Origin of the sequence: Klebsiella oxytoca NBRC 105695, from assembly GCF_001598695.1 — a bacterium.
Lineage (GTDB): Bacteria > Pseudomonadota > Gammaproteobacteria > Enterobacterales > Enterobacteriaceae > Klebsiella > Klebsiella oxytoca.
In genome coordinates this window covers 219,987-232,628 of sequence record NZ_BCZK01000001.1, presented here as the reverse complement: position 1 = coordinate 232,628, position 12,642 = coordinate 219,987, and the positions used below count along the sequence as shown (strand labels likewise).

The window sequence follows — 12,642 nt, the reverse complement described above, 5'->3', positions numbered from 1 at the left end:
GGGATTTCCTGAATGGTGACCGGGTAAGGTAAGGGATGGACACTAAACAAAGCGCCAACCGAAGCAGCATAATAATCAAACAGCTACGAGATGCCGCTCCGGGCGGAGCGGCGGAGAAGTTACAGTTTTTGATGCAGATAATCGCTAAAGCGCGACAGCATGCCGCCCTTGCCGACGCTTTCCAGCGTCACCAGCGGCCAGTGGGCAACGACTTTATCGCCATCATAAAGAGAGATTTCACCGACCCGCTGGTGGGCGGCAATCGGCGCTTCCAGCACTTTTTTATCCAGCACATATTTCGCCTTAATGCGCGAGACTTCCGATTTCGGCAGCGCTAACCAGAAGTCCTGATCGGTCCCCAGCCTAATCTGCTCTTTATCGCCATACCAGATACGCTCAACGCCGACCTGCTTGCCGTCCTGCAGGACCTGGACGGTATCGAAGTTTTGCTGGCCCCAGTGCAGCAGCTTCGCCGCCTGCTGTTCACGCCCTTTCGGGCTGTCGGCCCCCATGACTACCGCAATCAGCCGGCGCTGGCCGTCCACCGCGGAGGCAATCAGATTGAAGCCGGCGCCGGAGGTATGGCCGGTTTTCAGACCATCAACGTTCATAGTTTTATCCCACAGCAGACCATTGCGGTTCTGCTGGGTAATGCCGTTCCACGTCAGACTCTTCTGGCTGTACATATGATAAACGTCCGGCTCGCCGTGAATAATCGCCCGCGAGAGTACCGCCAGATCGTAGGCTGAGCTATGCTGCCCCGGCGCGTCGAGGCCGTGAACGGTTTCAAAATGGGTATCCTGTAAATGCAGTTTGTCCACATAGCTGTTCATCAGCGCGACAAACTGCGGCTGGCCGCCGGCAACATAATCCGCCAGCGCCACGCAGGCATCGTTGCCGGAGTCAACGATGAGCCCGCGGCTCAAGTCGCGTACGCTAACCCGATCGCCGGGCTTAAGAAACATCAGGGAAGATCCCTTAAAGACCGGATTGCCCTGCGCCCAGGCGTCTTTACCGACGGTGACGATGTCGTCAAAGGTGATGCGGTGGCTGTCGATGGCGCGATCGACCACATAGCCGGTCATCAGTTTGGTCAGGCTGGCGGGATTGCGCTGCTGATGCTCGTTACCGGCGGTAAGGACCTGGCCGGTGGTGTAATCCATCAGCACCCAGGAACCGGCCTGAATGGAAGGCGGCGTCACGTTGACGGGAAATTCATTGGCGGCAAATGCGCAGGAAACGCTCGCAGCGAGCAAAGATACAGCAATAAACAAACGGCCTTTCAACGGCATATCCTCTAAATTGACAGATTCGCCGTCCTTTTTACGGAACTTCTCGTTTCATATCAGGGTTTAATTGCAAGAAAATATGACACTGGCGGTGTCAGGTAAGGCCGATACCCTTCTGATGGCCCGGCAAATCGTTTACCATGATGGCTGCTCGCCACCAGGGATAATGAACAGATTATGCAAGATAGCGCCAACCAGCCCGGATTTTTGTTTCACGTACAGTTGCTTACCATTCAATGGCTTCACCCTATAATTTAGCATAAACTCTTAAAGTTTTTCATCGAAATCGTATATTTCAATAGAACTGTACCACATGGCCACCTTTTAGAAGAATTCATCCCTCGTTATCAAAAGATAGGCCATATTTTTAACATACAAACCTCATAGTAAATAATGCCGAAGAAATTATCTAACACAAAAGGTTTGAGATTAACAATCTCATTCAGACTAGAACTGAGAGACCACTGTTTATTGCAGCCACTCAGCTTATATGTGATTTAATACCCCTCTATTCCTGTAATAGCAAGCCTCTTAGTTGATTGTATCATAATTTTTGCCTTATTATTTTTTCCATAGCTAGGGTAGTTTGTTGATATATCACCAAGCACAGAATTAGAAATAAAGTTATCCCTTATAATTAACTCTCCTGAAAGAGCAAGTCCTTTTCTTTGCTCTAAATAGATTGCCTGCCTTAAGCTGCTACCATCCAAGGTATTGCTCTCAACTACACCACCCTCCACACCTGTCAGAGTTAAAGAATTCATACCCATGTTCTTTATTATATTATTTTTAACAAAAACTAACTGGATGGGGTTTTTTCTAGCATTAATTAGCACCCCAATTCTACGGCAGTCAGTCACCTGGTTGTCATATACCCTTGCCGTCTCTCCATTGCCACCGACAAAAATACCATCTACTCCGGCACCAGATACAATATTACCCGTAACATCAACATCACTCCTGCTCTCAAAAATATCTATACAGTTATTACCTGCGTCACGTGATATGCAATTTTTGATTGTACCAGAGTTCATATAACCCATACCTATATTGCAATATCCGTTACCAATAGAGGTTATATTTTCAACCAGTTGCTTCCCGAAATATTTTTTACAATAATGAAACATACCAAACCACGCATTATTACTGCACTCTATTTCAGCTTGTGATGTATCAATATTCCAGCTATACCCACCATCACCAATCCTGATTCCATTTTTATCGTCTGAATCGATTGTCACAAACTGCCCTAAAGAGCACTTATCATATGCCCCACTAAATACTTTAGGGCTAATTATATTCGGAAGATCACCACGAACAAGATTAATTTTATCTCCAGATATATTATCGATTTTAAACTTCCCATCACCAATCCATATATAGTCGCCTGAATTGAACAAAGAGGCATCTTTTACACTTACTGAGGAAACAAATCTTAAGTCAGCAGAAGCTGTGAGCTCTGTTCGTTTCAAAGCACCATTGTTGCTATAAGAACATTTACCGATAGCTATAAACGAATTACCTCGTTCTTTTATACTTAAAATCTTACATCCTGGGCCAGTAAAGCCAGTCACTTGGACGTTGTCATGTATAACAAAGCCGTCTCTTGCCATGAATATTGGGCCAGGCCCGGAGTATCCTTTCGCAGGAGAGAAGGCTATGTTTGAAAAGTGACCAGCCCTAAGCGTAAGAGGCTTTGAAACAAGGATAGTAGCCCCCTCGCCATCAATTTGCGAACCTGATGCATCCAGTGATAACAACCAGTTCTGGTCTTTATTACCTCCGAAAGCAACTTTCACAGGCATAGATGCTCCAACCGCTCCTGCGGCTAAACGAATGAGTACTTCACGCCTTGTAAAATTTTTCATCGCTACCTCTTCAGATTAGGTCATCGCATGTTGCAAGAACATACAACTTGATATGCCATCATACTTTACATATATTGCATGCTACGTTAAATGGGAATCTCATGAGTTCTGAAATGAAAATAAAATTGGGTGATATTCAAGGATGGTTGTTCTACTTCCTTGTTTTCTTTGTTGTTTTTGACGGCATGCGTAGTAACATGATCATTTCTGGATTAGTATCTCCGTTTCGAGAGTTGGCACTGAATCTGTTTATCATTTGCTGTGCTCCAATGTTAATTGCTTGTAAGAAAAGGGATTTTAGGATTGCCATACCATTCCTATGCATTTCATTATTGGCTATTGTAAATATTCCCATCACTTTGTTTAACAACATTGCTGATTACAAAATAGGCAATATTTTAATATTTGAAAATAAATATTCAGCCATATACAAACACATAATATTTTCTTTGTTATTTTTGTCATTAATTTGCTTTGCTCGGAAAAATTTAGACAAAATGACGAAGGGACTAGAGATGTTAATTAATCTCGCTGCATTTTATTCGGTCATAACTATACCAATCTATCTATATGGCTTCCCGCTGTTTGTTGAAAAATTTAGAGATTGGGGACGTATGGGAGTTGGCTATCCCACAATGGATGGACAAATGATTTGCTTTGCAATCTTTTGCCTGATATTTTTGGTTCCACAAAGAAGCAAAATGGTATTCAACCTGAAGATGGCTTGCCTTTTAATTGGTATTATCGCACAGAATACAGGTACAGCCATGGTAACTATGGCCGTTTTGGCTATGGCAGCCTTTGTTAAGAAGCCAGGTAAAACGACCAGCTATTTTATCTTCATCGTGCCACTAGTTGCCGCTGTTGTTATACAACAATATTACTCAAACCCCCAATTTTTTACAGAAATGCTGTTTATTGCCAATAACAAAATAAACCAGATTTTGAATCCTGAATTGACTGCTAATGTTGGAGACTTAGATACTTTACAAATGAGAGTTGTTCAATATGAAATGATTAACAACATCATGGAAAGAAACACTTTATTTAGATTGTTTGGTGTTGGCGGCCAAGCATATATAGAAAATGAATTTAAGTTAACTCTAGCAGCATATGGAATATTTTCATTTGCATGTTTTGTATTTTCTTTTGTATGGATTTCATTTGTTTCCATCACGTCAAAAAACAGAAACAAATTTTTGATTTTGATGATTATGGTCATGTGGGGTTTCACTTCATATACTCTATCCAGCATTCACCTCTTTACCACTTCATTCTGTTTCAGTATGGTGTTCGCTTACACATACGTGAGTGGTTCACTATCAAAAAAAGAAATTGATAACGAAGATACAATGGAAAAGAAGAATTTAAAAAATATGACACTAACTGTTCCTCGCTAAAACAAGACTGGCCGCTAAACCTAGCGGCCTCATATTATTCCAATAAATAACAACAGAGCATTTTGAATTTAACCTTACACTCTTTTCTTTATTAAAAATAATTCTGAAGGGTGACCTACTAAGTTAGGTAAGGCACATGATGCCAGTTCTCTTTGACGTAGGAGAGGACCATTTCCATTCAAATCCCATTTACATCCAATGCCTTTACAGGGTTTCCCCTTTAGCAACCACCTTAGCACCAGTATTTATTTCTAAACTTATTGTGTTCATGAACAATAACAGTTGCTATTACTTTCCTCCTGAGCACAGACATGAGCCTCTATAAAACAGTTAATTTAAAACAGTTACTATGGTAAAAAATACTGAAAAATTGAGAGATCATCGAAGTACCCCTATCTATAACTTCCTACTTTTTTACTTAGAGAGGAAATCGGCATTACAAATGCTTAAACATAACCTTTATAATTTACCAAGCAAACCATTCTGTTATTTAGCCAATATATTTCCATCAGTTCTCGTATACTAAAATATAACTTCTGATCGTTTTGGCAGATTGGATCATAGTATTAACTTACTAATAAGTTCGTGCCTATTTAGATGTTCTCAGTTCTGGTGTGATAAAACCATGTTAAGTTTAAAACCCTTAAATTGCATTTCGGAAATTTAATTATAAAATAGCCACACTTTTCCCAATATATAAAAATCTTAGCCTAGAAAAATTCTAAGCTATAGGTTTATACATCCTTTTTTCCTATTTTACCAGATTTAAAGCATAACTTCTTGATGGCAAAAATATCTATTTCATCAATATTTATACAATACTTTTATAAATTAAGTTTGGATATTTTCGCACGAAATTTATACATATAAACTACTTATTCGAGCAAGAAATGGTTTACTATAAATAGTAGACAGTTTGGTTAAGTTCAAGCTCATAGCTATGATAATTTTGATAAATTTGGTATCCTCAAGGTTTAATATTTATTACTTTTTTCAAGGTTCACCTTAACAACAGGAAACTGCTATATTTCTCCAACCATAGAAAAAACACCATCTTAACTAATTGATTATCAACAAAAAAACAACGATTTAATTGACAAGGCAAGACTAGACAATGACAGATGGTAAAAAACATTTTTTCCTTTTTCACGATTACGAGACCTTCGGCACCAGCCCTTCGCTCGACCGGCCGTCGCAGTTTGCCGCCATCCGTACCGATGAAGACCTGAATGTCGTCGGCGAACCTGAAGTGTTCTACTGCAGGCTCTCCGACGACTATCTGCCGCAGCCGCAGGCGGTAATGGTCACCGGGATAACGCCGCAGGAGGCCAATGCCAAAGGCGACAACGAAGCCGCGTTTGCCCGCCGCGTTCACGATCTGTTCACGGTGCCGAAAACCTGCATCGTCGGCTACAACAACGTGCGCTTCGATGATGAAGTCACGCGCAATATCTTCTATCGCAATTTTTACGATCCTTACGCCTGGAGCTGGCAGCATGACAACTCCCGCTGGGATCTGCTGGACGTGATGCGCGCCTGCTATGCGCTGCGCCCCGAGGGGATCAACTGGCCGGAAAATGATGAGGGCTTACCGAGCTTCCGGCTGGAGCATCTGACCGTCGCTAACGGCATCGAACACAGCAACGCCCACGACGCGATGGCCGACGTTTACGCCACTATCGCGATGGCAAAGCTGGTGAAGACTCAGCAGCCGCGCCTGTTCGACTATCTTTACGCCCACCGCAACAAGCGCAAGCTGGCGACGCTGATTGACGTGCCGCAGATCAAGCCGCTGGTGCATGTTTCCGGTATGTTCGGCGCGGCGCGCGGCAACACCAGCCTGGTCGCCCCGCTGGCGTGGCACCCGGATAACCGTAACGCGGTGATTATGGTCGACCTGGCCGGTGATATCGCCCCTCTGCTGGATCTGGATGCCGATGCCCTGCGCGAACGGCTGTATACGCCGAAAAGCGAGTTGGGCGATCTGGCTGCGGTGCCGATCAAGCTGGTCCACCTCAATAAGTGCCCGGTGCTGGCGCAGCAAAATACCCTGCGCCCGCAGGATGCTGACCGATTGGGCATCAATATCCAGCGCAGTCTGGAGAACGCCCAGCGGCTGCGGGCCAATCCGCAGGTGCGCGAGAAAGCGGTGGCGATTTTTGCCGAAGCGGAGCCGTTTGTGCCGTCCGATAACGTCGATACGCAGTTGTATAACGGCTTTTTCAGCGATGCCGACCGCGCGGCGATGAAAATCGTACTCGAGACGGAGCCGCGCAATCTGCCGGCGCTGGACATTACCTTTGCCGACAAGCGTATTGAGCGTCTACTGTTCAACTATCGCGCGCGCAATTACCCGGGCACGCTGGATGAAGCCGAGCAGCAGCGCTGGTTGGAGCACCGTCGCCAGGTGTTTACGCCAGAGTTTTTGCAGGCCTACGCCGATGAGCTACAGATGCTGTATCAGCAATATGCGGATGATAAAGAGAAGCTGGCGCAGCTGAAGGCGCTGTGGCAGTACGCGCAGGATATTGTTTGACTGGAAGAAATTCCCGGGTTGCGGCTAACGCCTTACCCGGGCTACCAACGGTGGCAGGACTCGTATCCCGGGTAAGACGCCTCGCGTCGCACCCGGGAACGTAGTTTAGCCTTTGGCGCGGCTGGCGATAATCGCCTCAGCCACGTTGCGCGGGGCTTCCGCGTAGTGGTGGAATTCCATGCTGTAGGTCGCCCGGCCCTGGGACATTGAACGCAGCGTGGTGGAATAGCCAAACATCTCGGCCAGCGGCACGTCGGCGCGAATAATCTGGCTGCCGAACCGCTCCTCCATTCCCTGCACCATCCCGCGCCGGGAAGAGAGATCGCCCATAATATTGCCGGCGTACTCTTCCGGGGTCTCCACTTCCACGTGCATCACCGGTTCAAGAATAACCGGGTCGGCCCTGCGCGCCCCTTCCTTGAAGCCGAATATTGCCGCCATCCGGAAAGCCATCTCCGAGGAGTCGACGTCGTGATACGAACCAAACGTCAGGATCGCCTTAATATCCACCACCGGATATCCCGCCAGCACGCCGGTGCCCATCGCTTCGCGCAGCCCTTTTTCGACTGAAGGGATATACTCGCGCGGCACCACGCCGCCTTTGGTCGCGTCCTCAAACACGAAACCGCTTCCCGGCGCCAGTGGTTCAAGGGTCAGCACCACGTGACCGTACTGCCCTTTACCGCCGGACTGGCGAACAAACTTGCCTTCCACCTCTTTGACCGTTTTGCGGATCGTCTCGCGATAGGTCACCTGCGGACGCCCGATGTTCGCCTCGACGCCAAACTCGCGCTTCATGCGGTCAACGATAATCTCCAGATGCAGTTCGCCCATCCCGGAAATGATCGTCTGGCCGGACTCCTCGTCAGTATGCAGACGAAACGACGGATCTTCCGCCGCCAACCGCTGCAGGGCGATACCCATTTTCTCCTGATCGGCTTTGGTTTTCGGTTCAATCGCCAGCGAAATCACCGGCTCCGGGAACTCCATCCGTTCAAGGGTAATCACCGCATCAGGGTCGCACAGCGTGTCGCCGGTGGTGACATCCTTCAGGCCGACGCAGGCGGCAATATCTCCGGCGTGCAGTTCGTCCACTTCATGGCGATCGTTGGCCTGCATCAGCACGATGCGGCCAATGCGCTCTTTCTTGCCTTTCACCGGATTCCACACCGCATCGCCTTTTTTCAGCGTCCCGGAATAGACGCGAATAAAGGTCAATTGGCCGACGTAGGGGTCGGTCATCAGTTTAAATGCCAGCGCCGAGAACGGTTCGTCGTCGCTCGGGTGACGTTCAGCGGGCTGCCCTTTCTCATCCACGCCCTGAATCGCCGGAATATCCAGCGGCGACGGCATCAGCTCAACCACCGCATCAAGCATCCGCTGCACGCCTTTGTTTTTAAACGCGCTGCCGCACAGCACTGCCTGGATTTCCCCCTTCACCGTGCGCTGACGCAGTCCGGCGACGATTTCCGCCTCGCTCAACTCGCCGGTTTCGAGATAGTTATCCATCAGTTCGTCGCTGGCTTCCGCCGCCGCCGAAACCATTTTTTCCCGCCACAACCGGGCGGTTTCCAGCAGTTCGTCGGGCACCGGCGCATAGCTGAAGGTCATTCCCTGGGTGGCGTCATCCCACAAAATGGCGCGCATTTTGATGAGATCCACCACGCCGGTGAAGTGCTCTTCGGCGCCCACCGGGATCACAATCGGTACCGGGTTCGCCTTCAGGCGATCGGTCATCATCTGCACCACGCGGAAAAAATCCGCGCCGGGTCGGTCCATCTTGTTGACGAAGGCCAGCCGCGGGACGTGGTATTTGTTCGCCTGGCGCCAGACGGTTTCCGACTGCGGCTGCACGCCGCCCACGGAGTCGTAAACCATGACCGCACCGTCCAGTACGCGCATAGAGCGCTCGACTTCAATGGTGAAATCCACGTGCCCAGGGGTATCGATGATATTAATCCGGTGTGGCTCAAAGCTGCGGTCCATGCCGGGCCAGAAGCAGCTCACCGCCGCGGACGTAATGGTGATCCCACGCTCCTGCTCCTGCGCCATCCAGTCGGTAGTTGCCGCGCCATCGTGTACTTCCCCCAGCTTGTGGCTCATCCCGGTGTAAAACAGGATGCGCTCGGTGGTGGTGGTTTTGCCGGCATCGATATGCGCGGAGATACCGATGTTGCGATAACGTTCGAGGGGGATGGGTCGGGGCATGATGCGTCCTTAGTCATTTTGACTGTCAGTCAGCGGCCGGAATGAGCCGCCGTTCATTTAACGGCTTTCATCATAGTACAACTGTACGAGTATATTCGAACTATTTTTGCTATCGTTACGATTGGTATGGCTGCGACGACGCGCGTGGCTTTAGAAAAAGAGTTTGGGTATATTACCGGCCAGCCGCCGATAACGGCTGCTGCTCGCGGATCTGCGCCGCCGCCGACACAGGAATATTATGATCGCCAATCACCCCGAACGTGAACAAATTCGCCTCGAAAATGTGCTTTTCGCCCTCGGTAACCCGCTGCGGCTTGAGATTATCCGGATCCTTGCCGACGGCAGCGAGCAGAGCTGTAACGCCCTGCGTCATGAAGATGTGGCGAAGTCGACCATGACTCACCACTGGCGCGTCTTGCGCGACAGCGGGGTGATCTGGCAGAGGCCTCAGGGGCGGGAGAATTTGATTTCGCTGCGCCGGGAAGATTTAGACGCGCGCTTTCCCGGCCTGCTGGATACGCTGCTTAAGGTGATGCAGCAGGAGAAGTAAATCGCCCACATTTCTGCCGAATCTACCGGAGGCGATGCTGCGCCTCTATCCGGACAACCACCCCGCAAAACCACACGAACTCGTGCCCGGGAATCCCGGGTTGCGGCGTACACGCCTTACCCGGGCTACCAGACCGTGGGCAGCGGTGAATCTGTAGTCCGGCTAAGCGTAGCGCGAGTCGGAAAGATCGACATCCGCCAGAAACAAAAAAGCCGGAGGTTTCCCTCCGGCTTTCTCATCACCAAACGCGATCAGGCAACGTCTTCGTACTGCGGTACCGGGTTGCGGAAGCTTTTGGTCACGCAGGCCAGGTAGACCAGACCAATACCGCCCCAGATCAGGCCGAGAACCATGGAGCTCTCTTCCAGGTTGATCCACAGCGCGCCGACGGTCAGCGCGCCACACACCGGCAGAACCAGATAGTTGAAGTGGTCTTTCAGCGTCTTGTTGCGTTTTTCACGGATCCAGAACTGCGAGATCACCGACAGGTTAACGAAGGTGAACGCCACCAGCGCACCGAAGTTAATCAGCGCCGTTGCCGTCACGAGGTCGAATTTAATCGCCAGCAGCGCAATCGCGCCAACCAGCAGTACGTTCCACGCCGGAGTCCGCCATTTCGGATGCACGTAACCAAAGAAACGCGTCGGGAACACGCCGTCGCGGCCCATCACGTACATCAGACGGGAAACGCCCGCGTGCGCAGCCATGCCGGACGCCAGTACGGTGACGCTGGAGAAAATCAGCACGCCCCACTGGAAGGTTTTGCCCGCAACGTACAGCATGATTTCAGGCTGCGATGCGTCCGGATCCTTAAAGCGCGAGATATCCGGGAAGTACAGCTGCAGGAAGTAGGAAGCCCCGATAAAGATCAGGCCGCCAATCAGCGCCGTCAGGAAGATAGCCTTCGGGATCACGCGCTCTGCGTCTTTGGTTTCTTCAGACAGCGAAGAGATACCGTCGAAGCCGAGGAACGAGAAGCAGAGAATGGTCGCACCGGTAATCATCGGCACCACGTGCGCGCCTTCAGACCAGAACGGACGGGTGCTGGTCAGCGTGCCCGCGCCTTCGCCGTGCATAACGCCGTAGATAATCAGGCCAACAATCACCGCTACGATACCCATCTGCAGGATAACGATCAGGGTGTTGAAGTTCGCCACGGTCTTAATGCTGCGCAGGTTGGAGATGGTCATAAAGGCCACCAGCGCAACAACAAAGATCCACGACGGAATGGAAGGCACCAGCGCTTCAAAGTAAATTTTTGCCAGCAGAATGTTGATCATCGGCATGAACAGATAGTCCAGCAGCGATGACCAGCCAACCATAAAGCCAACGGCCGGGCTAATGGATTTCTGTGCGTAGGTATAAGCGGAACCCGCCGACGGAAAACGGCGAACCAGTTTACCGTAGCTCAGCGCCGTGAAGAGAATGGCGATCAGCGCGAAGGCGTAAGCCGTCGCAACGTGACCATCAGTCAATCCAGAGACGATACCAAACGTATCGAACAGCGTCATTGGCTGCATATAGGCAAGGCCCATCATTACAACCGGAATCAACGTAAGCGTTTTACGTAATTCCACGCGAGAGGTTTTTGGAGTAGCGTTATGCGACATAGTTATCCCCTTTTACGGTGAACGCCAGCGCGTAAGCAAAAAATTGCCCCATTTCTTTGTATTCCTCAGCGACAACCACTGTCGGTTTTTAGTAAATATCTATCCGGTACGAAGCCCGGCCTCTTGGTATTGAATGATGTGTCTTTCAACCAAAAAAATAACCGACACTTTAAAAAAGCGTCGGCCAGTTTCTGATTTTCAGGACGCGTATTTTGCAACAACTACTGGCACGATGACAAGATGTTGCAAGGCTTAATAATTACGGCTAATCTCTAACAGATTAATATTCATACGATTTTAGTATTATAGACCTGATGGATAGCACTATTTGCTAATATCTCTGCTCGCCACCACTCGCCCGCCAGACCACCGCCCTCTTCATGCCAGCCAATCCACGCGCGATTTACCGGCGCAACCATCCTGGTTTGAATTATTCGCAGCTCGCCGCGCGCTAATAAAGGCTGCACCTGAAATAGCGGCAAATAGCCCCATCCCAGCCCGGCGCAAAGCAGCGTCAGCTGGCCGGAAAGATCGAATACCGTCAGGCTGTCCTGATTTTCTGCCTGCGGCAACAAGCCGTAGTTGGCAATCGCGCGATAACGGCGCAAAGTGCGCCAGCTCAGCGGTTCGGTAATTTGCGCCAGCGGATGCTGGGGCGAAACGACAAATACCTGCGTCAGTTCACCGAGAAGCAGACAACCGTAGCCGCTTAGCGCCGGCGGGTCGCTCTGAACCCCGAGCAGCAGATCCGCCCGCCCTTCCGCCAGGGTCTGCCAGCCTGCTGCGAGGGTATCGCGGCGAAATTCCAGACGGGTGGCGTGATGCTGGCGATAAAACGCCGTTATCAGCGGCGCCAACAGGTGAAACGGGAAACCGCTATCAACGTTCAGCACCAGCCTGTCTTCCCAGCCCTGATGCAGCCTGACAGCCTGCTTTTCCAGCTCGCGGGCGGTATGCAGCACGTCGCGCCCTTTTTCCAGCAGCATCTGACCGGTACGGGTAAAGCGCGCCCGGTGGCCGCTGCGATCGAGTAGTTGAATATTGAGGTCGCTTTCCAGCTTATGAATGGTATAGCTCAGCGCGGAGGGTGTTTTATAGAGCTTTGCCGAGGCGGCGGCAAAACTGCCCTCTTTGTCGAGGGCATCAAGAATGACGAGCACATCCAGCAGTGGTTTCATCGC

At 49.9% G+C, this 12,642-nt stretch carries 9 protein-coding genes; 3 read left to right on the top strand and 6 right to left on the bottom strand.

The features are described from left to right. Window positions 1–119: 119 nt before the first annotated feature. Together dacD and KO1_RS00910 are read right to left on the bottom strand one after the other, a co-directional pair. Complete coding sequence (dacD, locus tag KO1_RS00915) at window positions 120–1,286, bottom strand: serine-type D-Ala-D-Ala carboxypeptidase DacD (protein WP_004113911.1); 1,167 nt, start codon at window positions 1,284–1,286, stop codon at window positions 120–122. Window positions 1,287–1,786: 500 nt separating this feature from the next. Continuing rightward, window positions 1,787–3,157 (bottom strand): right-handed parallel beta-helix repeat-containing protein, encoded by a 1,371-nt coding sequence (locus tag KO1_RS00910; protein WP_126468310.1) that lies wholly within the window; start codon window positions 3,155–3,157, stop codon window positions 1,787–1,789. 101 nt (window positions 3,158–3,258) lie between these two features. Here KO1_RS00910 and KO1_RS00905 point away from each other — a divergent pair, with 101 nt between their 5' ends. Both KO1_RS00905 and sbcB read left to right on the top strand, forming a co-directional pair. Continuing rightward, on the top strand, window positions 3,259–4,557 hold the full coding sequence (locus tag KO1_RS00905) for an O-antigen ligase family protein (protein WP_064406808.1): 1,299 nt from the start codon (window positions 3,259–3,261) through the stop codon (window positions 4,555–4,557). A gap of 1,114 nt (window positions 4,558–5,671) precedes the next feature. Next, window positions 5,672–7,093 (top strand): exodeoxyribonuclease I, encoded by a 1,422-nt coding sequence (sbcB, locus tag KO1_RS00900; RefSeq protein WP_064406807.1) that lies wholly within the window; start codon window positions 5,672–5,674, stop codon window positions 7,091–7,093. Window positions 7,094–7,198: 105 nt separating this feature from the next. Here sbcB and fusA read toward each other — a convergent pair whose 3' ends face one another. Beyond that, entirely contained in the window at window positions 7,199–9,301 is a 2,103-nt protein-coding gene (gene fusA / locus KO1_RS00895; protein ID WP_004103632.1) for an elongation factor G, read from the bottom strand. A gap of 238 nt (window positions 9,302–9,539) precedes the next feature. Between fusA and KO1_RS00890 the strand changes: the two genes are divergently transcribed. Beyond that, entirely contained in the window at window positions 9,540–9,851 is a 312-nt protein-coding gene (locus KO1_RS00890) for an ArsR/SmtB family transcription factor (RefSeq protein WP_004103633.1), read from the top strand. Window positions 9,852–10,102: 251 nt separating this feature from the next. Here KO1_RS00890 and KO1_RS00885 read toward each other — a convergent pair whose 3' ends face one another. The 3 genes from KO1_RS00885 to KO1_RS00880 all read right to left on the bottom strand — a co-directional run bounded on the left by KO1_RS00885 (window position 10,103) and on the right by KO1_RS00880 (window position 12,639). After that, entirely contained in the window at window positions 10,103–11,461 is a 1,359-nt protein-coding gene (locus tag KO1_RS00885) for an APC family permease (protein ID WP_004103635.1), read from the bottom strand. Then, window positions 11,451–11,513 (bottom strand): membrane protein YoeI, encoded by a 63-nt coding sequence (gene yoeI / locus KO1_RS28875; RefSeq protein ID WP_096335043.1) that lies wholly within the window; start codon window positions 11,511–11,513, stop codon window positions 11,451–11,453. Before yoeI ends, KO1_RS00885 begins: the two co-directional genes overlap by 11 nt. A gap of 235 nt (window positions 11,514–11,748) precedes the next feature. After that, a complete protein-coding gene (locus tag KO1_RS00880; protein WP_047720884.1) occupies window positions 11,749–12,639 on the bottom strand; it encodes a LysR family transcriptional regulator in 891 nt (296 codons plus the stop codon). Between the last annotated feature and the right edge of the window lie 3 nt (window positions 12,640–12,642).